The sequence below is a fragment of the Blastocatellia bacterium genome (genome assembly GCA_035275065.1).
GTDB lineage: Bacteria > Acidobacteriota > Blastocatellia > UBA7656 > UBA7656 > DATENM01.
In genome coordinates, this window is sequence record DATENM010000002.1 from 14372 (window position 1) to 37334 (window position 22963).

General features: G+C 62.9%; 16 protein-coding genes. 3 read left to right on the forward strand and 13 right to left on the reverse strand.

The genetic code is table 11. The annotated features are described in order from the left end of the window. Positions 1-23: 23 nt before the first annotated feature. A complete protein-coding gene (locus tag VJ464_00640) occupies positions 24-1799 on the reverse strand; it encodes a cytochrome c3 family protein (protein ID HKQ03608.1) in 1776 nt (591 codons plus the stop codon). 14 nt (positions 1800-1813) lie between these two features. After that, positions 1814-2458 carry a CDP-alcohol phosphatidyltransferase family protein gene (locus VJ464_00645; protein HKQ03609.1) on the reverse strand — a complete coding sequence of 215 codons (645 nt, stop codon included), beginning with the start codon at positions 2456-2458 and terminating at the stop codon, positions 1814-1816. Between the two features lie 274 nt (positions 2459-2732). On the opposite strand from VJ464_00645, the gene VJ464_00650 reads away from it, so the two are divergent. Then, the gene (locus VJ464_00650) at positions 2733-3362 is read left to right on the forward strand and encodes a lytic transglycosylase domain-containing protein (GenBank protein ID HKQ03610.1); all 630 of its coding nucleotides are present in this window, start codon (positions 2733-2735) and stop codon (positions 3360-3362) included. Positions 3363-3464: 102 nt separating this feature from the next. Here the strand turns inward: VJ464_00650 and VJ464_00655 are convergent, their stop codons facing one another. The 5 genes from VJ464_00655 to VJ464_00675 form a co-directional block, all read right to left on the reverse strand. Further along, positions 3465-4523, reverse strand: coding sequence for an SH3 domain-containing protein (locus VJ464_00655; GenBank protein ID HKQ03611.1), 1059 nt, complete (start codon positions 4521-4523; stop codon positions 3465-3467). Between the two features lie 145 nt (positions 4524-4668). Further along, positions 4669-5304, reverse strand: a complete 636-nt coding sequence (locus VJ464_00660; protein HKQ03612.1) for a hypothetical protein — start codon at positions 5302-5304, stop codon at positions 4669-4671. 321 nt (positions 5305-5625) lie between these two features. Continuing rightward, on the reverse strand, positions 5626-6897 hold the full coding sequence (locus VJ464_00665; GenBank protein HKQ03613.1) for a cache domain-containing protein: 1272 nt from the start codon (positions 6895-6897) through the stop codon (positions 5626-5628). 98 nt (positions 6898-6995) lie between these two features. Beyond that, positions 6996-9407 carry an SUMF1/EgtB/PvdO family nonheme iron enzyme gene (locus VJ464_00670; protein ID HKQ03614.1) on the reverse strand — a complete coding sequence of 804 codons (2412 nt, stop codon included), beginning with the start codon at positions 9405-9407 and terminating at the stop codon, positions 6996-6998. Between the two features lie 129 nt (positions 9408-9536). Continuing rightward, positions 9537-10610, reverse strand: a complete 1074-nt coding sequence (locus tag VJ464_00675) for a polyprenyl synthetase family protein (protein ID HKQ03615.1) — start codon at positions 10608-10610, stop codon at positions 9537-9539. 276 nt (positions 10611-10886) lie between these two features. Between VJ464_00675 and der the strand changes: the two genes are divergently transcribed. After that, positions 10887-12284 carry a ribosome biogenesis GTPase Der gene (der, locus tag VJ464_00680; GenBank protein ID HKQ03616.1) on the forward strand — a complete coding sequence of 466 codons (1398 nt, stop codon included), beginning with the start codon at positions 10887-10889 and terminating at the stop codon, positions 12282-12284. Positions 12285-12377: 93 nt separating this feature from the next. On the opposite strand, the gene dnaJ is transcribed toward der, so the two are convergent. From dnaJ to VJ464_00710, 6 genes are all read right to left on the reverse strand, one after another. Next, positions 12378-13490, reverse strand: coding sequence for a molecular chaperone DnaJ (gene dnaJ / locus VJ464_00685; GenBank protein HKQ03617.1), 1113 nt, complete (start codon positions 13488-13490; stop codon positions 12378-12380). Positions 13491-13592: 102 nt separating this feature from the next. Next, the gene (gene dnaK, locus VJ464_00690) at positions 13593-15464 is read right to left on the reverse strand and encodes a molecular chaperone DnaK (GenBank protein HKQ03618.1); all 1872 of its coding nucleotides are present in this window, start codon (positions 15462-15464) and stop codon (positions 13593-13595) included. Between the two features lie 181 nt (positions 15465-15645). Then, on the reverse strand, positions 15646-16266 hold the full coding sequence (grpE, locus tag VJ464_00695) for a nucleotide exchange factor GrpE (GenBank protein HKQ03619.1): 621 nt from the start codon (positions 16264-16266) through the stop codon (positions 15646-15648). Positions 16267-16310: 44 nt separating this feature from the next. Then, positions 16311-17405: a heat-inducible transcriptional repressor HrcA gene (gene hrcA, locus VJ464_00700; GenBank protein HKQ03620.1), complete on the reverse strand. Its 1095-nt coding sequence runs from the start codon at positions 17403-17405 to the stop codon at positions 16311-16313. A gap of 129 nt (positions 17406-17534) precedes the next feature. After that, complete coding sequence (locus VJ464_00705; GenBank protein ID HKQ03621.1) at positions 17535-17957, reverse strand: DUF296 domain-containing protein; 423 nt, start codon at positions 17955-17957, stop codon at positions 17535-17537. 13 nt (positions 17958-17970) lie between these two features. Continuing rightward, positions 17971-21036 (reverse strand): putative LPS assembly protein LptD, encoded by a 3066-nt coding sequence (locus VJ464_00710; GenBank protein HKQ03622.1) that lies wholly within the window; start codon positions 21034-21036, stop codon positions 17971-17973. Between the two features lie 203 nt (positions 21037-21239). Between VJ464_00710 and VJ464_00715 the strand changes: the two genes are divergently transcribed. After that, positions 21240-22937 carry a glycosyltransferase family 39 protein gene (locus VJ464_00715; protein ID HKQ03623.1) on the forward strand — a complete coding sequence of 566 codons (1698 nt, stop codon included), beginning with the start codon at positions 21240-21242 and terminating at the stop codon, positions 22935-22937. Positions 22938-22963: the final 26 nt, after the last annotated feature.

Genomic DNA, 22963 nt, shown 5'->3' on the forward strand with positions numbered 1-22963 from the left:
GCCAACGACTGACGGTCAGGCGATCATTCGCCGACTTCGACATCAACCTCTTTGCGGCGGGCGCGCAGCTCGGCGGCAAACTGCGCGATCTGCTGTCTTGTGGACTCGCCAAAGAGGCCGCGCCAGTGGTCGAGCGCCGCCTGGCGGACGGCGGCAGCGGCCAGATAATCGGGCTTCGGCAGCGGCCGGCGGTTCGCCGCCAAACCGTTTGCCGCAAAGAAGCGCACGATGGGGTAATTGTCGGCGAAGGCTTCGACCAGATAGGGCGTGGCCCATTGCGGGTCGGGCTTCATCATGCCTTCGCCGCCCATCGCTTCCGCCGCCAGCGCCCGCGTCAGCGCGTCGCCGGCAAACAGCATGCGCGGCCCTTCGGCAAGCTCGAACTGCGCATCCGGGCTCGGCTCAACGCCGCGATACCAATCCGGCCACTGCCGTTTGGATTCGCGGATCGCCCAGTTGACTGAGCGGTCCAGATGACAGAGGTTGCAGGCGTTCGGCACGCCCCCGCTTGCCGTCATCTGCGGCTGCGGCACGCTGATGTCGTGCGTCGGGTGAAAGGTCATCACGCCGTAGACGGCGCGCGGCATATGACAAGTCATGCACTGGCTACCCGCTGAATCGGTCTTGTGGCCGGTATGCTCAGCGAGCGCCGAGGGCTGCGCGTACTGCTGGTGGCAGGCGAGACACGGCTTATTCGTGCGGTTCTCGTCGGTGATCATCCCCTTCGGGTCGCCGCTGTGCATGGTATGGCAGGTCAGACAGTTGATGCGCTGGTTGGGCTCGCCGCCGGTGAAACATTTCGAGCGCAGGATGCCTTGATACTCGTAAGCCGTCAGGCGCGGCGAGCCGTCGGCCCAGAAGCGGCTGGCGAATGAGTAAGAGTTATCGTGGCCCTGTTGATCTTTGCGCTCGATGACGGTTTCGCGCGTCACCGGCTTATAAAAGCGCGCCAGGTCGTCGCCGGCGTTGAACGGGTCGCCTTTGCTCAATATCTCCTGAATGCGGCCTACGGGCTCAGGGACGCGCTGGCCGTGACAGTGACCGCAGACCATCAGCGAGCGTTCCGCCGTGAGCTTCCGCGGCTGGACGATGTCGGTCGCGGCATTTTTGGAAAAGCGCCAGAGGGTGCGCGTCAGCGGCGAAGCGGCCTCTTCCGCGTGCGCTGCCGCGGGACCGTGACACGCGCCGCAGGCGATGCCGAGTTCGGCGACTTCGGTGTTGAAGCGCCGATTGCTGTCGAAGTTTGGCTGCGCCTTGACGTTGTGGCAGAACACACAATTGGCGTCCCACGGCGCCTGGTGCTGAAAGTAGTTGTCGCTGTCGGGATAAAAGAACGAGCCGTTCAAGCTCATCCAGCGGCGGTTGACCAGATCGTAAGCCAGCGGCAGGCGAAGGTACTGGCCGTTCTGCCGCGTAACGTACTGCTCGATGCGCCGCGAGCCGACGGTGCGCTCGATCTGGTAAGCCTGCGTGCGACCGTCGGGAAACGCGAGCGTCATCCAGAACTTGCCATCGCGCTTCTCCATGCGGGCGCGGACGCCGAGGTAATCGAACGTGTTATCGCGCTCGAAATCGCCCTGCACCGATCCGACGCGCGCTTCCTGTGTCATGCGGCTGTGATAGGTGCGCGCCCACGACGCGTAATGCTCCGCATGACAGGCGAGGCAGGTCTTCGATGAGATGTAATCCTGGTCGGCGTGGCCCGTGCGCGTGCCGCGGTAGGCCGGGCGCATGGCGAGCACGGTCACAGCGACCGTAACCGCGATGCCGAGCGTCAGGATCAGTGATTTACTTGCCATGAGCGGCGTTGCTTCTAATGCGCGGCCTCGCCCGGCGCGGGCTTGCGCGACTGGCGAAAAATCTTCGCGCCCATCCAGACGTATTCGATGCCCGACGCGACGACCGAGGTGATGACGATGCCGTACATGAGCGGCAATAGAATCTTGAACGGTTTCATCGCCTCAAGCTGGAACATGATGAACCAGAAGATCAAGCCGATTTCGAGAAAGGTGTTCACCTTGCCGAGCGTCGTCGGCTTGAACGATTTGTAATGCAGCGTCAAGTAGATGGCCAGCGAGCCGATCAGGATCAGCAAGTCGCGCCCGATGACCGAGGCAGTCATCCACAGCGGCAACGGCTCGAAGCCTTGGCGCGGCAGCGCCATCACGATGTAAGAGGCGGTCGTCAGCAGCTTGTCCGCCGCCGGGTCGAGAAAGCGCCCCAGCGCCGATTGCTGGTTGAAGCGCCGCGCCACAAAGCCGTCAAAAAAGTCCGAGATGCCGGCGCTGAAAAAGACGATCACCGCCAGCCCGAACCGCCCCTCTTTTATGCAATAGAGAAACGGCGCAAGCAACGCAATGCGCAGCAGCGTCAGCCCGTTCGCCAGCGTCCACCAGCGCTCGGGCGGGGGCGCGGCGGGCGCGGCAGGCTCGCCCGGTTGAATGGGTGTCGTTTGCATAGCGTCGAGCGATTATAAGAGCCGTTTGTTGTGTGGCGCAACCGCCGGCCCGCCACCTCTTATTGTTGCAGTTTCGCCTATTTTACCGCCCAACGGCGGCGTTTGTTGCGAAAAAATTGAGGACATCTTGCGAAAAAATTGTAATACTGGCGGGCATATTGCCCCCATTCTCGACTGCCTATATGCTTAAAAAGTCTAAGGCAGATGTAAAGGCAAGCGCCAGTCAAAGGCCATCAGGTTGTTCAAGATCAAAACGGGAGACCCAGGGGAAATAATGCAATTTTTATTATCACGTTTCGCTAAGCAGGCTCTTTTAAAGTCTATCCTCTTCGTCATCGTCATCGCGCTGGTTGCGGTGCTGCAAAGCCGGGCGACCGCGCCTACGGGCGTCGCCGAAGCGCAGACCGAACAGATTGCCAGCAGCATTATTCCCGACGGGCTGACGACCGGCTCTGCCGACCTGGATCAGCAAATCGTCGAGATGGGCAGCAAGTACGGCGTTGATCCGAAACTGATCTACTACGTGATGCGCCAGGAATCGCGCTTCAAGCGTCAGGCGCTGTCGCAGAAAAACGCTCAGGGGTTGATGCAGTTGATCCCGGCGACCGCCGAGCGCTTCCACGTGAACATTAAAGACCCCGGAGCCAACATCGAAGGCGGCGTCGCCTATCTGCGCTGGCTGTTGAAGCATTTCGACGGCGACGTGCGGCTGGCGCTGGCGGGCTACAACTCTGGCGAGCGCACGGTTGAAAAGTGCGGCAATCAGGTGCCCGAGATCAAAGAGACCAAGAATTACGTGAAGAACATCACCACCGCCTACGGCAAGACGTATCACCCGGTGCTGCGGCCCGAGCAGGCGCGCCAGGCTTTCGGTATCTCGACCGTGACCGTCGAAGCGGAGTAAGACGCGACATCAAATAACCACTAATCTAGTGCGGTAAAAATCAACGGCGCGCGGCGTGAAGACGATTCACACCGCGCGCCGTTTGCTTGATGGCTAGCTGGCTTAACGGCCCCGGCGACCGGCGGGCTTCTTGCCTCCGGGCTCCGCCGTCAACTGCTTGACGATCAGGCGGCCACTGCTGTCGCGGATGGTCTCGTACTCAATCGGCACCGGCTTGCCTTTTTCATCGAGGTTGCGAATGGTGAAGCCCTTGCGCCCGCCCGCAACGCCGAGCGTCACCGGCAAGACGCCGCGGAAGCCGTCCTTGATGTAAGCGCCATTGTAGCGCCCCGAATCCGGCGTAAAGTACAACACCCAGACGCGCGTGAAATCAATCGGCCCTTCGGTGCTGAGGCTTTTCATCAAGCCGACGTAGTTGTTATGCGCGACGCCTTTCTTGTCTTTCGTCTGATCGAGCACCACCCAGCCTGTAAAGCGCCGGCCTTCGCCTTCAAGGTGCAAGATTTCGTCCGGCACATCGAGCTGCACCTGCTGCGCGCCCACCCAGCCGGCACGCAAGACCTCGGAATCCGGCAGCCGCACTTCGTACCACAGCACAGTCTTCGGGCCGCTGTCGTCGTCCGAGTCGTCGGTTTCGTCGGTATCGGCGGGCTTGTCGGCTTTGACCGTCGTGCGCGCCTTGCCGACAACTTCGACCGCCGTGCCGCGGCTCAGATAGGTGGCAACGTCGCCGTCGGCTTCCAGGCGCAGCTTGGTCTGAACTTTCAAGTGGCCCGCGCCCTGTGACGGCAGCTCTTTCGATTTCTCAAACAGCGTGTTGACCTTGTCAACGACCGTCTTGTTGATGACGTAGCGTGTCTCGACCCAGCCTTCGACCGCCGCCTTGTCTTTGGTGCGCACCTTGTACCATTCGACGACGCGCGTGGGGGTCTTGAACTGCGCCTGTTCGAGGATGTCCAGTCGGTCGCCGCGTTTGACTTCAGCAAGCTCCAGGGCGGCGGGCGCGGTCGTCGAGCGCAGCTTCAGCTTGGGCGCGATGACGACGCCTTCATCGATCTTGGTATCGCCGGAGATAAAGCCACATCCGGTCAGCAGCAGGGCCGATAGCATGAGCGCGCCGGCCAGAAGGTTGCTCTTTGTCAGGATATGAATGCGTTTCATGCGATTAATGTGGAGTCAGAAGAAGGCTATCCGAGTGGCGCGCGCGGTGTCAAGCAACGCTAAGGCAGCGCAAAGCGGCGCAAAAACAAAGCGGGCTCCCTTTCCAGGCAGCCCGCCATGCGCCGGCAATTCAATCGCGTGTGTCTCAGCTATTGGTATTGCCCGTGTTGCTGTTGCGGCGCGTCGGGCGGCGGCGCGGCTTGGCCCGTCGCGTGTTGCTGTTGGCGGCGGCGCTGGCTTCGCCAGCCGTCGGCGTTTCGCTGGTCGGCGGTGTCGCCTGCGTGTCACCGGTCGCCGGCGCGGTCGTCGCACGATTTCGCCTGCCGCGGCGCGGCCGCGGCGTGCGCATGGCCGAGCCGGTGTCGGCAGAAGCTGTACCGCCCATCTCTTGCAAGGAGGCGCGCACCCCGGAAGCATCGTTCATGCGCCACTTGTTGGCAAGGTCGGCCAGCTTGAGGCGTTGCGCCTGGTCGGTGACCGCGCATTTGCCCCCGGACCAGAGCAGGCCCTCGTTGACGATCTTCATCGGCTCGCCTTCATAAGCTGGCATTGGCTCTCTGGCGGCCAGCGTCGCCAGCCGGTTCAGACAGTCCTGCGGCGTCATCGGGATGGCCGCGACGTGGGACATAGGCTTCTTGCGTTTCTTGGCCCTGGCCTTCTTGGCGGGGGTGGCCGGTTTGTTGGCGTTCCCCTGATAAGCCAGCGCCGTGATAGAAAGCTCGGCGGCCAGCGCGACCACAACAGCGACAGCCATGAACAGGGTCAGCAGTTTCGATCTCATAAGGAAACCTCCGTTAAATTTGTGGTCGCGCGAGTGAGCGGCGACCGAAGTTGTTTGCAAGGCAAGGCGAGGCTAAACCGAATAAACGCCTGTCTCCCTGTAAGAGTCCACCTGCGGTTGAATGCGAGCAACGAACGAAGATGTATGATACCGCGCTGATTGCGACTCGTCACGCGCCACTTGCATTCTGCGGAACGCCGGCAAGATAGTCAACACGGAAAATGATGAAGTATGAATGATGAATGATGAATTAAAGAGACCCGTCCCATTGTCATGGGCGCTCGCTCCGGCAGTTCATCATCATCCTTCATCGTTCCAACCTCAGCGGCGGCGCAATCGTTCAATCGCCTGTCGGAAACTCTCGCGCATCTGTTCGAGGCTCGCGGCCAATCGGCTGACCTCGTCGCGCGCCGTGAGCCCGGCCAGTGCTTCGATCACCGGCGGACGATCTTTGGCCGGCGCCGACAGGTCGCCGACGCCCCAGCGCGTCACCGCTTCGTTCAAGTCTGCAATCCGTGCGCCCAGCGCGCGGCCATAAAAGAATCCGCCGGCGCCCGCCGCAAGCAGAGCCATCAGCGTGATCAACAGCAGCGCCGTGCGCGCCGCCGGAGTCGCGCCCCTGAGCGCTCGCGTGTGGCGCGCCACGCCGACATGGCCGACCGCCGCGCCGTCTATCGCCTTCATCGGCTGCCAGGCGACCAGGTAGCTTTCATCACCTTGCGCGATCAACACGGGAGCTTGCGCCGCATCGCACAGCGCGCCCGTCAGCGCCGTGCCGGTTTCGCTGCCGCTGCCGACGACGCTCGACGCGATGATGGCGTTTTGATAAGCGACGACGGCGCCGGCGTCTTCTTCGCTCTGCCGATAAAGCGCCTGACGAATCTCGGCGACCAGCGGCGTCTGTAGTGTGTTCGCGCCCGGTCGCGGCTTGGCATCGTTGTTGACCATCTGGCCGATCAAGACGACGCCGACCGAGCGCCCACCACCTTGAACCGGCGCGGCGGCCTCGGTCATCAACGCTTGATCGATGACCGCGCCGTTCATCAGTTTCACCTGTGCGCGCATATCGAGGCCGAGCGTCTTTAATCGCGCCGTACCTTCGCTGGCCACGGCGGCGACCGGCTGGCCATTGCTCAAGACGGCGGCGGCTAACTGATTGCGGTCGTCGCCTGTGGTCAGCATTTCGGTCGGCGCGGGAAGGTCGTTGTGGCGCGCAATGACGCGGCCTTGCGTGTCGGCGACGATGACAAAATCGAGCCCGTCATCTTGCAGCGCCCGCGACAGCATATCTTGAATGCGCGCCTGCGGCGTTGTCGGGCGACTGCCGGGGGCGCTCTCATTGCTGCGGGCACTGTCACCCGCGGCGAGCGCGCGGTTGGCGATGTCGTCTGCGAGCCGCTGCGCCGCCGAGCGCAGCTCGCTCAGTCGCTTATCGGCGATGGCCGACGCGGCGCGCGCTTCGCGCTGCAAGTTCTCTTCTGATTGACGGCGGGCGTGTGAGGAGAGCTGTGACAGGACGACGAGCGCGGCAACCAGTAAGGGTAGAATCGCAATGCCGGCGCCCAACGCGCCCAGCTTTTCGCTTAATCGCATAGCAGTTCAAGCGGTTTCTGGTTCCTGGTTAGCTGGTTTCCTAAGCGAGAGGTATGCTTCGTGCGCTGACGGTTCCCGAACCAGAAACCAGGAACCAACTACTTTAGATCTTTCGCGCAACGGAAGCCGGTCTTGGGATAGGCGAGACTGGCGTCGAGATAGCCGCGGTACGAGCCGTCGTGCTGTTGGCCGCCATCAAAGGCGCCGCCGCGAATCACTCGGTAGGTGACGCCCGGCTTGATCTTCAGATCGGCTTTGAGCTTTGGATCATCCAGCGATGCCGGGTTGCCGGGATAGAACTTGAACTCGTCCGCCGTCCACTCCCAGACGTTGCCGACCATGTCGAGCGCGCCCGCGGGGCTCGCGCCCTGCGGGTAGCCGCCGACCTCCATGACCTGTAGCGGGTACTGGTTGTCTGCGGTTGGCTCGCCCGCCTTGACGCCGATGTTCGCCTGCCCCGGCAGCCATTCGTTGCCCCACGGGTAACGCCGGCCTTCGGGGCCGCGCGCCGCCGCTTCCCATTCGGCTTCGGTCGGCAGCCGCTTGCCCGCCCACGCCGCGTAATCCGCCGCGTCCTGCCATGTAATTCCGGTCACCGGATAGTTAGCGCGGCCCGTCGGGAAGTTATTGCCCTGCCAGTTGACCGGCGGCTTGTGATTGGTCGCGTCAATGAATTGCTTGTACGCGTCGCAGGTCACTTCGGTGCGGTCGATGAGATAAGCCGGCAGAGTGACGGCGTGCTGTGGCTTTTCAAGGTCGCTCGCGTCGTCGCGGCCCACCGTGTAATTACCCGCCGTCACCAGCACCATGCCTTCGGGCACCGCAGGCGCGGCGGGCTTCGTCGGCTCGGTGGGCTTTGCCGGCGCAGTCGGCGTTTCGCTCGGCGTTGCCGGCGCGACGGGATTGGCCGGCTTCCGCCCGGACAGGAACCACCATGCGCCGAGCCCGATGCCGATCACGAAAAGCATGACGAAGAGGCCGGCGTACAAGCCTGTGCGACTTTTCTTCCGCGTCACGGGCGGCTTCGGCGTTACCGGCACCGCAGGCGTCGGGTAATGAACGTTACTTTGACTGAAGGTTGTTGACGCCGCCTGCTCGATGGGCATTGTCGGTTGCGGCGACGGCTCATAGCGGTGAGCGGTTTCGCGAATCGCTTCAGCCGGCGGCGCGACGCTAAGGATGGCCGGCCTGGTTTCGGCGACTGCATGGTCGGCGTCTGAAGGCGGCGCGAGCGGCACATTCGGCGGTGGCGGCGGTGCAGGCGCGGCCTGATTGCCAGAGATAAACGGCTCTGCTGATTTCTCAAAAGCGGCGGGCGGCGGGCTGCCGGCGCCCAAGGCGACGGTGCCTTCGGGCGGCGTCGCCTCAACGTCGGAAACGAAGGTGAAGGTTTCGTACATCGAAGGCGGCGCTTCATTCGGCGAGGTCAACTCGTCGGTGTTCGGGCGGGTCATCGGCGCTGCCGGACTGCTCAACTCTTCAGAAGGCGGCGCGACCATCTCGACGGAAGGCGGCGCTGCCGCTTCATCAGGGGCGGCGGCCTCGTCTTCGACCGGGCCGGTGTCGCGGCCCATGTTGAGCGAAGCGGTCGTCTGCGGCTGCTCGAATTTAGAACCGGCGACGCCCGGCAAGAGGCTGGTGTCAGCGCCCTTCGGATATGTCTGGATGGTCTGCTGCGACGAGGGCACGGTGCTGGTCAGCCCATCCTGAAAGACCTCGGTGCCCGGCGATTGAATCGCCTCGGTGGCCGACGACTGAAAGGCATCGGTTCGCTGCGGGTCAAAGGCCAGCGTCGAAGCGCCCGGCTCAAGCTCAGGCCCGCGCAACGGCGAGACGTGCTCAAGTGTCAGCGGCGGCTGTGGACTCTCGCGCTCGGCAGTCGGCGGGCGGTATTCGCCCGACTGGCGGCTCGGCATATGGTCAGCAAGGTCAGGCAGAGTGTCCGAGTTCTTTTCGATGACCGGCTGTGTCGGCGGCTGATCGGCGGCCATCGTGCCCGCCGTGACAATCAACGACGCGCCGCAGACGCGGCAGACGCTTGAGCCGACAGGGTTGAAGCTCTGGCAGGCGGAACAGATGATGGCCGACTCGCCGAATGGCGTTTGTTGTTCGTAGAGCGCCGCGCCGCAGCCTTTGCAGTAGACGCTGCCCGGATCGATGCGCTCGCCGCAGGTCGGGCAGAGAGCAATGATCGTCGTGCTCGGCGCTTCGCTGACCGCATCACTATTCGCGTGCAGGTTATAGCCGCAGTTGAGACAGTGCAGCGCGCCGGGACTGACAGAGGTGCCGCACTGCGCACAGGTCGTCACGACCGACGCGCGCGGCGCGGTTGTCAGCCGCACGCCACAGACTTTGCAGAACGCCCAGCGCGGCTGCACCGCCGCCGAGCAGTTCGGGCAGAAGTGCAGCTCGCTGGTGTTGCGGCGGCGCTCAACCAGCGTCTGGCCGCACCACTTGCAGTAACGCAGCCCTTCCGGGAAATCAATGTTGCATCGTTCGCAGTACATCATGGGAATTGGGGCCGGGGGTCAGGGGTCGGGGGTCGGTCAGGATGGATTGTGGGCCGAATGATGCCGAATGCAGAGGATGATGCTCGCCTAACCGGCCCCCGGCCCCCAAAACCCGGCCCCTAATCTATATCACATCTCGCGCTCGACAATGAAGCGGGGAACGCTCATCAGGGCCTGGCGGTAAGGCGAGTGGGGAAAGAGGTCGAGCGATTCGATGGCCTCGTTGGCATAGTGCAGCGCGGCGCGGCGGGCGCGCTCCAACGTGCCGTGCTCATCGATCAAGCGCAGCACCTCTTCGCGCGTGACGCTCTCGAAGCCGCCTTCGCGCATCACCGTTTCAACCATCCGCCGGTGATCGGCGTCGCCGGCTTCCAACAGGTAGATCAGCGGCAGCGTCAGCTTGCCTTCGCGCAAGTCGTTGGCGACCGGCTTGCCGAGCTTGGCCTCGGTCGAAACGAAGTCGAGCACGTCGTCCACAAGTTGAAAGGCGATGCCGACCGATTTGCCATAATGCGCCAGCGCCCGCCGCTGCTCGCGGTTGGCGGCGGCGAGAATGCCGCCGATCTCTGAGCAGACGCTGAACATATAAGCCGTCTTGCGCTCGACGATGTCGAGGTGCTGAGCTTCCGTGATGCGGCTGTCGCCGATCAGCGACAGTTGTATGATTTCGCCCTCGACCATGCGGCGCGTCATGCGCGTCAGGCTGTCGAGAATGTCGAAGTTACGCTCGCGCAGGGAGAGGTCGAAGGCCGTCATGTAGAGCCAGTCGCCGATCAGCACCGTCTTGTTATTGCCCCAACGCGCGTTGGCCGAAGGCTGCCCGCGCCGCACTCTGGCTTCATCGATGATGTCGTCATGCACGAGCGTCGCCGTGTGCAGCATTTCCATCACGACGCCCATGCGCACCGCCGCCGCGCCCGCCGCGCCGCCAGTCATATGCGCCGCGAGCAGCAATAAAGCCGGGCGCACGCGCTTGCCGCCGCCTTCGTGCAGGTAACAGCCCATCGCCGCGACGACTTCGGGCGCGTCGCTGACGGCGTGCTTGAACTCGGCTTCGACAAGTGCCAGGTCGCTTTGCACGAGCGCGAAAATCTCGGCGCTCGTCATTGGCGGCGCGCCGGCGGGCGCGTCCATTTCCAGGCGGCTGTGCATGCGTTCGGTTTGCTCCGGTGTCAGTTTGCTGACCCTGCCCTCTCTGCTCAAACGACGCTCATCATAACAAATCCGCGTCTGATGGGGAAACGAGGAAACGATGAAGTATGAATGATGAGTCGGGGAGACAAGCCCCGTTACAATGGGCGCTAGCTCCGGCCACTTCATCATTCATCATTCATCGTTCATCATTTCTTCTTTCCCCTCTGTTTGTTATAACGGCTCGGATTTGAGTCTGCAACCGGCGCGGCACGGCGGCAGGCGTCGTCAGCCGCCGGCTTGTAAAAGCGGGCGGGCGCGGGCTACAGTCAGAGGGGAGATAAGCGAATGGAAGCACTCGAAAGCACAGCGCCAACCGGCGAGCCCGTCGAGGCGCGCGACCTGCCGACGGTGGTGATTCTCGGCCGCCCGAACGTCGGCAAATCCACGCTGTTCAATCGGCTCACTGGCTCGCGGCGCTCAATCGTCGGCGACGAGCCGGGCATCACCCGCGACCGCATTTATGGCCGCGCTGAATGGCGCGGGCGGGCGCTCAAGCTGGTTGACACCGGCGGCATCATCCCCGACGACGCCGAGTTGATCCCGACCAACATTCTGCGACAGGCGCGCGCGGCGCTCGAAGAAGCCGGCTTGATATTGCTGGTCACCGACGCCCGCGCCGGCATCACGCCGCTCGATGAAGAGCTCGCCGAGCTGGCGCGCTCGGCGCACAAGCCGGTCTTTGTCGCCGCCAACAAAGTCGATAGCGCCCGCCTGGAAGCCGATGCGCTGGAGTTCGAGCGCTGGGGATTCGCTGCGGTCTTTGCGGTCTCTGCCGAGCACGGCAATGGCCTCGGCGACATGCTCGACGCGGCGCTCGACCTGCTGCCCGCCCCCGAAGTCCGCGAAGCGGCGCAACGCGAAATCCGCATCGCCATCGTCGGCCGCCCGAACGTCGGCAAGTCGTCGCTGGTCAATCGCCTGACCGGAGCCGAGCGCGTCATCGTTTCGCCGATCCCCGGCACGACGCGCGACGCGGTTGACACCGACCTTGAATTTGAAGACATGCACTTCCGCTTGATTGACACGGCGGGCATTCGCCGCAAGGGCAAGACCGAGCTGGTCGCCGAAAAGATTTCCGTGGTCATGGCTCGCCGGCATCTTGAACAGGCTGACGTCGCCATCCTGTTGATCGATGCGGTCGAAGGCCCGACGGCGCTCGACGCCACCATCGGCGGTTACGCCCACGAAGCCGGCGCCAGCCTGATCATTGCCGTCAACAAGTGGGACGCCATCGAAAAAGACACGCACACGACGAGCGCTTACGAGCGCCGCATTCGCGAGATGATGAAGTTCGCGGATTACGCGCCGGTCGCCTTTATCTCGGCCAAGACCGGTCAGCGCGTCACCAACCTGTTGGAGCTGGCCAAACAGGCGCATGAGGAACGCGCCAAGCGCATTTCGACTTCAGAGCTGAATCGCTTCTTCGAGCGCCACCTGGAACAGCCGCGCGCGACGACGCGCTCCAAGTATCCGGTCCGCGTTCTCTACATCACGCAAGCCGGCACGCGCCCGCCGACTTTTGTCGTCTTCACTTCGTCGCGCACACCGAAAGCGAAACTACACTTCTCCTACGAGCGCTACCTGGTGAATCGCCTGCGCGAAGAGTTCGGCTTCTTCGGCACGCCGATCCGCATCAAGCAGCGGCGCCGGTCGGGTGGCGCGAGCGCGCCGGGATCGTCATGATTTACCGCAGAGAACGCAGAGGGACGCAGAGTGTTGTGTAGTATCTCTGCGTCCCTCTGCGTTCTCTGCGGTGAATGTTTGCTTTGCCGCGCGTCAGCCGAAGATGTCTTTCACCTTGTCCATGATGCCGCGGTCGGTTGCGGGGTTCTCGCGCTCGAGCTTCGCCAGTTCTTCAAGCAGCTTCCTCTGCTCGCGCGACAGGCTGGTCGGCGTGATGACATTGACCGCGGCGTAGAGGTCGCCGCGCCCGCGCCCGCCCAACACCGGCATGCCTTTGCCCTTGAGGCGAAAGATGGTGCCGGTCTGCGTGCCTTCTTCGATCTTCACACGCTCTTCGCCGTCAAGCGTTGGCACGCCAATCTCGCCGCCGAGCGCCGCCTCGGTGAACGAGATCGGGATCGCACAGTAGAGGTTGGCATCGCGCCGCTCGAACGTCTCGTGTTCTTTGAGGTGGACGATGACGTAGAGGTCGCCGCGCGCCGCGCCGGGATCGCCGGCTTCGCCTTCGCCGGCGATGCGCAGCCGCGAGCCGCTATCAACCCCGGCAGGCATCTTGATTTCGAGCGTCTTTTCGCGCTCGACGCGGCCTGCGCCTTGACAGGCGCGGCAATGGTTCTTAATCACTTTGCCGCTGCCGCGACAATTCGAGCAGGTGCGCATGACACTGAGAAAAGCCTGCTGATAACGCACCTGGCCGCTGCCGCCACAGGTCGAACAGCGGACGGGCTGCGAGCCTTCCGCCGCGCCGCTGCCGTGACAGGTATCACAATGCTCCAGGCGCGGCACGCGAATCTTGGTCTTGACGCCCTGCGCCGCTTCTTCGAGCGTGATCTCGATGTCGTAGCGCAAGTCGGCGCCGCGCTGCGGGCCGCGCCGCTGGCCGCGCCCACCGAACATATCGCCGAAGCCGAACATCTCGAAGATGTCTTCAAAGCCCGGGAAGCCCTGCCCGAAACCGGCGCCCGCCTGCGCCGCCGCGCCGACCCCCGCGTGGCCAAAGCGGTCGTAACGCGAGCGCAATTCGGGCTGCGACAGTATTTGATAGGCTTCGTTAATCTCTTTGAATTTTTCCTCGGCAGTCTGGTCGCCGGGATTCTTATCCGGGTGGTATTGGACGGCGAGGCGGCGGTATGCCTGTTTCAGTTCCTGCTCATTGGCCGTGCGCGTCACGCCCAATATTTCGTAGTAGTCGCGTTTGCTGCTCAATCGATTTCGTCCCTGAGTTATAGTTTCTAATTCCTGGTTCTCGACCCTTGATCCGCTTGCAACAACCGGGGCCGAGAACCGGGAATCAGAGTATAGCAAACTTTACGACACTTCTGTAACCGGCGTGGCCGTTTCGTCTTCCACGCTCGAACCGGGGCCGGGCGACATGCCGGTCGGGCGGAACATGGCGTCCGTGATCAGGCGCGCCGCTCTCTCTAATTCTTCGAGCGCGTAACGCACCTCCGTGCCGTCTTCAGAAACGACGGCGCGGCGCGCGTTGTCGAGCGTCTGGCGCACGAAGTCTTGATCGTTTTGCGGCAGCATCCAGCCGAACTCGCTGAACGAGCGCGCCGTGTTGTGCATCAAGCCTTCCAGGCGATTGCGCGCCAGGATGACCTCTTTCAGCCGGCGGTCAACTTCATGGTTGCGGCCCGCCTCTTCGATCAGGTCATAAATCTCTGACGCGGACAGCCCCGAAGACGGCGTGATGCGCATGGCCTGTTCCAGACTGGTCATCTTGTCGCGCGCCGACACCGAGACGATGCCGTCGGCGTCGACTTCGAAACAGACTTCGATCTGCGGCAGGCCGCGCGGCGCGGTCGGGATGCCGACCAGCTCGAAGCGCGCCAGGCTGCGGTTGCCGGCGGCGATCTCGCGCTCGCCTTGCAAGACGTGGACTTCGACGACCTGCTGGTTGTCGGCGACGGTCGTGAAGATCAAGCTCTTCTTGGTCGGGATCGTCGAGTTGCGCTCAAGGATCTTGGTGAACAAGCCGCCGCGCGTTTCGATGCCCAGGCTGAGCGGGATGACGTCGAGCAGGATCAAATCCTTGACGTCGCCCGACAACACGCCGGCCTGAATGGCCGCGCCGATGGCAACGACTTCGTCGGGGTTGATTTCAATCGAAGGCTCGCGCTGGAAAATTTCGCGCACCCGGCTGATGATGATGGGCGAGCGCGTCTGACCGCCGACGAGCAAAACTTTCGTCACCTGCGCGGCGCTCAGCTTGGCATCGCGCAAGGCTTTCTGGCAAGGCTCGACCGTGCGCTCGACCAGATCGGCAACCAGAGCTTCGAACTTGGCGCGCGTCAGCGTCTTGTTGAAGTGCTTCGGCCCCGTCGGGTCGGCGGCGATGAACGGCAGATTCATCTGCGCTTCGCTCACCGTCGACAGCTCGCACTTGGCGCGCTCGGCGGCCTCTTTCAAGCGCTGCAAGGCCAGCCGGTCGTTGTGCAGATCAATGCCGGTCTCTTCGTTAAACGTCTCGATCATCCAGTCAACGATGCGCTGATCGAAGTCCTCGCCGCCGAGGAACGAGTCGCCGCAGGTTGACAACACTTCAAAGACGCCGTCGTTCATCTCCATGATCGACACGTCGAAGGTGCCGCCGCCGAGATCGTAGACGGCGATCTTCTCGTGTTCGCGCTTGCCCAGTCCGTAGGCCAGGGCCGCGGCGGTCGGCTCGTTGATGATGCGGTGGACGTTGAGGCCGGCGATCTTGCCGGCGTCCTTAGTCGCCTGCCGCTGGATGTCGTCGAAGTAAGCAGGCACCGTGATGATGGCTTCGGTGACTTCGTCGCCGAGGAACTCTTCGGCGGCCAGCTTGAGCCGTTGCAGCAGGATGGCAGAGATTTCCGGCGGCGAGTAATCGCGCCCGCGCACGCGCACACGGCAATCGCCGTTCGACGCCTCGGTGATCTCGTAGGCGCAGACTTCCATGGCGCGCTGCACTTCCTGCGAGTTGAACTTGCGCCCGATCAAACGCTTGACCGCATAGATGGTGTTGGCCGAGTTGGTGATGGCCTGGCGCTTGGCGATCTGGCCGATCAACCGCTCGCCTTTCTCGGTAAAGGCGACGACCGACGGCGTCGTCCGCCCGCCCTCTTTGTTCGGAATGATCTGCGTCACGCCGCCTTCGAGTATGGCCACACACGAGTTGGTGGTCCCGAGGTCTATGCCGATGACTTTGCCCATAAATCTGGCCTCCTAAAATTCCCAAACGGGAAAGGCAGCGGGGCTGGGGCGAATCAGGGTAGGGGCGGAATCACAGCAGGAGGCAGGAAGCAGGAGGCAGGAAGCAGTGGTTATTCGCTGCTCATCATCAAGACAGTTTGCATATCCTCTGGACTGCTTCCTGCCTCCTGCTTCCTGCTTACTACTTCTCGGGGGTCGAGGCGACTTTCACTTTCGCCGGGCGCAACAGTTTCTCGCCCAGCCGATAGCCACGCTGGAACTCGGCGATCACCGTGTTCTCTTCGTGCTCTTCGGAAGGCTCTGCCGACACCGCTTCGTGAACGTTCGGGTCGAAAGCCTGCCCGACGGATTCAACCGGCTGGAGGCCAAACTTCGCCAGCGCGTCGTTGAGCTGGCGGTGAATCAATTCGATGCCTTCATGCAAGCTCTTGGCATCGTTGCCGCTATGCTCAAGGCTGGCCAGGGCGCGCTCGAAATTATCGATCACCGGCAGCAGTTCCAGCACGACTTCGGCGCGCGACCGCGCGTAGGTTTCCGCACGTTCGCGGTCAACCCGGCGGCGGTAGTTTTCAAACTCCGCCTGCGTGCGCAAGCGCTGGTCGAGCAGCATCGAGCGTTCCTGCGTCAGCGCGTCAATCTGCGCTTGCAGCGCCGCCAGGCGGTCGCTATCGCCCTCGGCCGGCGGATCATCGCTCTCCGGCGGATCATCCGACGCTAAGGTGTCGTCGCTGGCTGCCGACTCTTCTTCGTTGTCAGAGAACTCAATTGGCACTTCCTTGGGCTCGTTATCCTGTTTACTCATCTCTAACTCAATTCCCTGCACCGCACATTCGGGCATTCAAAACTCTACAGTGTTCGCGCCGCAAATGGCGTCGGGCTGTTCGTATTCAGCACCCGCGCGAACAATCTGGCAATGTAATCTACGACACTAATGAGCCGCTCGTACTCGATACGCGTCGGGCCGACGACGCCGAGGCTGCCGACGCCGCCGCCGGCGACGTAAAAACATGGCGAGGCAATCACCGTGCAATCGCGCAAGTCGGCGGAGTCATTCTCGCTGCCGATGCGCACGGCGACCGCCTGGCGGCAGGCACTGGTGATGCACTCGTTGAGTATGCGCACCATGCGGCTCTTCTCTTCAAACATCTTAAACAGCGCCCGCATGCGCTCGGCATCCGTAAAATCCGGCTTGGCGATAATGTTCGACGCGCCCTCGATGAAGACGTCCGGCTGATCGCCGTCTTGCAGCGATTGGCTGCACAAGAGCATGGCGTTGCGCAGCAACTGGTCATAAAGCGCCTTCTCTTCGCCCATGCGCCGCAGCAGCTCGTCGCGAATTTCATCAAGCGTCCAGCCGCGAAAATTCTCTGTCAAATAGCGACCCGTGCCATTCAACTCGGCCTGCGTGAAGTCGCCTTCGACGCGGATCAAGCGATCCTGCACGCGCCCTGCGCTCGACACCGTGATGGCCAGAATGCGCCCATCCGGCAGCCGCACGAACTCGATGTGGTGCAGGATGTCACGGGCAATTGACGGCGAAATGACGATGCCGACATTGTCGGACAACTGCGACAGCAGACGGCTCGTGCGCTCCATCAAGCGCTCAGGGCTGCGCAGCGTCTCTTCGTCGAGCAGGTAAGCGTTGATGCGCGCTGCTTCTGACTCGGTGAGCTGCGTCGAGCGAATCACATGGTCAACATAGAAGCGGTAACCTTTGTCGGTCGGCATGCGCCCGGCTGACGTATGCGGATGCGTCAGGTAGCCTTCGTCTTCAAGCTCGGCGCAGATGTTACGAATCGTCGCCGATGACAGACGCTCGCTCGACTGCTGCGCCAGCGACAGCGAACCGACCGGCTGACCCGTGGCGACGTGCGCCCGGACAATCGCCGCGAGAATCTCCTTCTTGCGGTGGTCGCTGTTGTGACCGCTTCTGCTTCTCATAAGAGTCTAGCCAGGGGGCAAACCCGAACGGAATTTCACGGCTAACGTACCATCAATGCCCTACCCTGTCAATAATAATGCCCTGAGGCTTTGGTGCGGCGCAAGAGGGGCGCTCGCCCGGACGGGCGATCAAAGTTGAATGGTGTTCGCGCCGCTCGCCGGGTCATAGCGGCGGCTGATCTCGCCGTCATAGACGCGCAGGAAAATCTCGACCGTCACCGACACCACCGCTTGAAACAGGTGGCCGCCATAGACGCGCATCTCGCGGTCGCCGACCGTCGCGTGACAATGCACCACCGGCTCGCCATCCAGGCGCGCCAGATTGCCGATGGCCGACACCAGCTCCATCGAATCCGGGCCCAGCTCGCGGCGCAGATAGCTCTTGGTTTCCAGCGCAATGTAGCCGAGCACGACATCGCGCACCGCGCCGATAGCGGTAAACGAGGCTTCGCCGATGCGCTCGGCCTCGGCCAGCTTCCTGAGCGACGCGATCATCTCGTCGCCCGCGTCGAGCACCACCAGAAAGCCTGTCTCGTTGCGTCGTATCTTCATAACCCAGTGGCCGCTAGAAATCGTTGTTGTTGCCGAGGCGCTTCTTAGCCTTGCGGCTGGTGCCGGCGCCGCCGAACTGGTCTGTGCCAAGCGTGCCGAGACCGGCGAGCGTGAAGGTGAAGGAAAAGGCGCTCTCGTTTCTCAGGCCCGCCTTGAACGTGCCATAGTTGAACTGCACGCCGCAACAGTCCCACGCATGGCCGACGTAACTGCGTGAGCGCAGCAGCCGGCCTTTCGAAACCTGCTCGGCACTCAGGAAGCGGTCGGTAAAATCATAGCTGACGCGCGTGCCGCCATACCATCCGCGCAAGCCATCGCCGAACTCCACGCCGACATCCACGGCGTTGCCCGGAAAGGTTCCCGGCTCAAAGCTGTTCGGAGCGATCTCGATGCGCCGCGACAGGTAATAATCTGCCGACACCGCGAACTTCTCGGCGCGATAGCCGCCGCCGACAATCACATCGCGCACCGCCCCGTCTTCGGCGCCGACATCCATACGCAGGTCGGCATAGACGCTCGACAGCGGGCGGTAATGCACGGCGACGTTGACCGGCGAGAAGCTGCGCGCCCGCCCGCCGAAGGTAAACCCCGATAACGTGTTGATGGGGTAGAACTGATTGCGCTGGCCTTCGATGAGCGCGCCGCCGAAGGTGCGATCAATGAAATATTTTTGCGCCACCTTGACGGTCAGAAATTCATAAGCCTGCGCCGGGGCGTCTTCGTTGCTCGCCGCGCTTGGCGCCGGCGGCGCGTCCGCGTCTGCGGCGCTGGCGGCGTCATTGGCTGCGTCGGCGGCGTCGGCTTTGCTCCGCTTGTCGTTTGTGGTCTTGCCGCCATTAAAATCGTCGCGCCCGTCCGGCGCGTTGTTGCGCTGGGCGCGGGTCTCGCCGCCATGCGTCATTTCAGTTGACTGGCCGCGCTCAAGCTCAAGCCGCTTTGCCGTCGCGTCAGCCGTTTGCGCCGCCGCGTCCGTGGTGACGGGCGGTTTGTCAGGCGCGCTTTGATCGTCGGGCGCGCGGTTCTTCTTGTTCTTCTTGTTCGCCTTGTCGCGCTGGCCGGGGCCGACCGGCTTCATATCCGCTGCGACCGAGCGCCGCCGCTTGCCGCGCTTCTGATAGACATCCGCCGAGCTGCGCCGCGTGTAGAAGCGATTCACCATGCCGTATTCGAACTCGTTGGTGTTGGCGACGGCGTCGCGTTCGTCGAAGCGGATGATGCGGTTGAACTCGTCGCCGACGCCGCGAATCAAGCGGTAGGTGAGCAGCGGCTCGATCAAGTGCTTGAAGCGCGGCGAGCCATCGTCGTTGGTATAGGTCTTGGCGAGCGCCGGCGGGCGAATGTCTACGGCAAGCTCCGTGTAGTGACGCGACTGGCTGTCGTTGAGCACACGATTCTGCGTCCCCAGGTCGAACAAACGCACCAGCGGATCATAGGTCGTGCTGGTCGGGTCAAAGCGCTGGTCGGCGAGCGACGTGGCGAAGCGGTCGGGGTCGAACGCCGGCACCGTCGGGTCGAGGCTGCTTGTGTAATATGTCTCACGAAAGCTCAAGCTCGGCGTGATGGCGATGCCGGCGATGGTCGCCAGCGCCACCGTCAGCCGTGGCTGAAAGTCAAAGCGCTGCACGGCAGCCGGCGTCGCCAGCACATCGCTGCTGTCAACGACCTCCTGGCGCTTGAGCGCGCCGAGGCTGGCGTCGAATGACAGGTAGATCGGCAGCGAGTCAAAGACGCGGCGCGGGTAAAAGGTCATATCGATCTGCGGCGCTTGTCGAATGCGAATGTCAAAATTGCTGCCGCCGCCGACGTTGGCCGCATCGCGGCTCGGGCGAAAGAGCGTCGTCGTTTCGTTCTTCGCCAGGAAGTTGAAGCTGAAGTTCGGCGTGTTGTTGTAGGCGTAAAACGTCGATTCGCGGCGCGGGTCAATGATCTGACTGATGTCGTCGCTGAAGACCTGGCGGAATTGCAGATTTGTAACCAGAGACACATTGCCGACGGCGACCCACCCATGCGGCAAGTACTGCTGGCCTTCGCCGACAAACGCGGTGCCGCCCTGGCTCGGCCCGGCAGGCCCGAACAAGCGGTCTTTGACGGCAAAGATGCCGATCCGCATGTAAGAGCGCTCGTCGGTCTGGGCGCGAAACTCGGCCCCGAATCCGAGCCCGCGCTGCGTGTAGACATCCGTGCGGATCGTGATGTCGGCTGAATCGCCGAGGGTTTGATAGTAAGCCAGCTTCAGCGTCCGCCCCTTCTGCGTCGAGGTGCCGGTCGAAGGCAACAGGAATCCCGACTTGCGCTCTTTGCGCGTCGCCGGTATCCAGGCGTAGGGCAGCACGAATGCCGGCAGCGTCTTGATGTGAAAGACCGAGTTGTGCAGCGTGATGCGGTCGCCCATCTTCAATTCGGCGCGGCGCGCATGGAAGCCCCACTTGGGCACGACGTCTTCGCACGCCGTCACGTCCGCGTCATAAAGCTCGTACGTCGCCACGCCGGTCTTCTCGACGCGCGCCGCCGTGAAGAAGATGTATTCGCCGGTCTGCGTGCGGTTGGTAAAGCCTGTGGTCTCCCAGAAGGTGCCGCGCCGCGTCTTCCAGTTGATCTCGGCGCGGCGCGCGGTGACCCGCTGGTCGGCGCCCTGATCGAAGATGACGTTGCCTTCGGCGGTCATATCGCCGGTGGTGCCGTTGAAGATGACGTGGTCGGCCTGCAAGCGTATCTCGCCGAGCGTCGCGTTGACGTAGCCTTCATAGACGAACAGGTCGCCGGTCTTAGTCTGGTTGTCGGCGATGATCTCGACCGTATCACCGAACTCGGTGTTGATCTTCGGAGTGGCAGGCTTGTCGGCGGGCGGTGGCGTCGCCGCATCTTTGGGGGCGTCCTGCTGCTGGCGCTCGCGCCGCTCGCGCTTTTTCTCTTGCTTCGTCTGCTGATCTTCTGACTGCTGAGCGTCGGGCGGGCTCTGTGCGATCCGCACTCTGCCGAGGCCCGGCAAGGCGTCGGCGGCCTGCGCGGAGGCCGCGCCGACAGCGGCCATCAGCAACCCGCACAGCGCGGCGGCAAACACCTTTGACAAACACTTCATGAGAATTGAACCGGCCCCGATTTTTTGCACGGATGAATGGCGAGTCTAGCACGCGATTCATCGCAGCGGCAATCGGCGTCGCCGCGGCGCGCGCCGTTTCGTGAACCGCGCGGCGTGTGGTAAAAGCATAGCGGGTAAGCACCAGACGAAATGGAAGCCGTGGTGTTGCCAGGCAGCGGGCCCGCCTGTAGCTTGAAGGGATAATGACGACGGCGCTTCAGGAAATTCAAGAGGAAGAAAACTCGACGGCCGCTGTCACGCGCCGCCGGCGGCACGGCTTGGCGCTGGCGGCGCTGCTCGGCATGGTGGCTATCGCCTTCTTTTTCGGGCTCGGACAATTGTCGCTGCTCGGCCCCGACGAGCCGCGCTTTGCCGAAGTCGCGCGCGAGATGTTCACCACCGGCGATTACATCACGCCGCGCGTCGCCGGCGCGCCGGCTTTCGATAAGCCGGCGTTGCTCTACTGGGCCATTGCCGGCGCGTTCCGCTTGTTTGGCGTCAATGAGTTTGCGGCGCGATTGCCATCGGCGCTGGCGGCGCTCGCCTGCGTGGCGTTCCTTTATCACGCCGTTGCTCGAACCCTATCCGCGCGGCTCGCATGGGTCATCGCCGCGACGCTGGCGACGAACGTCTTCTTCATCGGCTTTTCGCGCGCCGTCATCATGGACATGACGTTTACGGCGACGGTCGCCGTGGCGCTGCTGAGCATCTATCTTTGCGCGATGAGCGTGGGGCGCGAGCGGCTGTTTTACTGGCTGATCGCCGCCGCCGCCGCGGGATTGTCGGTGCTGGCGAAAGGGCTGATCGGCATCCTGCTGATTGCCGGCATCGCGATCATCGCCTACGGCCTGACGCGCCGGCCTCAAGCGTTGGGCTGGCGCGCATGGGCCGCAGGCTTTGTAATTTTCATCGCCGTCGTGTCGCTGTGGTATGTGCCGGTGACGATTACCAACGGCCATGCCTTTGTAGACGATTTCATCATCAAGCATCACTTCCGGCGCTTCCTGACGAACCGCTATCAGCACCCGCAGCCCTTCTGGTTTTTTCCGGCGGTGACGCTTGCGGGGCTGCTGCCGTGGACATTTTTTCTGCTACCGGCAATGACGCGGCTGCGACGTATCAAGCCGCGCAGCGGCGAACGTCAAGACGCGCTGCTGACGCTGGCGTGGGCATGGCTGCTCGCGCCGCTGATCTTTTTTTCGATCTCGCAATCGAAGCTGCCGAGCTACATCCTGCCGGCGTTCCCGGCGCTGGCCATCATCGTCGGAGTCGAGATCGAGCGCTTCTGGCGCGGCGCGCGCGACCGTTTGCTTCAGGTCGCCGCGTGGCTGACGGCGGCAAGCGCCATCGCCTTAAGCATCGCCCTGCCGGTCTATCTGCGACGAGAGGCGCTGCTCGGCTTTGACTCCCATGCAATCTTTTACGTCGCGCCGCTGATGCTGGCGCTGCTGACAGCGACGGCAATGGCCATTGGCAAGCGGCGCGCAGTAGTGATTGGCGCATCCGTAACCCTCCTGAGCTTAGTAGTCGGGGCTACAATCTCACTGCTGCCGCATTTGAACGAGACGGAAGGACTGAAGCGGCTGTCGCTCGCGGTCGCCGCTGAGTTGCGACCCGGCGAGAAGATGACGTTTTATCAGAACAAGAATTATGCGCCGGTCTTTTATGGCGCGGGGCGCGCTGTCACCAGCCCTGAGCGCGGCGAAGGCTTGAACTCGTTCGAGCTTCGGGAAGTCGTCGCGGCGCTCGCAAGCGAGGCCAGCTTGATCGTCATCACCACGGCGGGCAATCAATCGGTGTTTACGAACAATCCGCGGTTTGATGCCGAGTTGATCGGCCAGCAAGGCAATCATCGAGCCTTGCGTGTGCGGCTGGCTCAACCTGACAACGCATCTGAATGAGCCATGTGGCTCAAGCAAACCGCCTT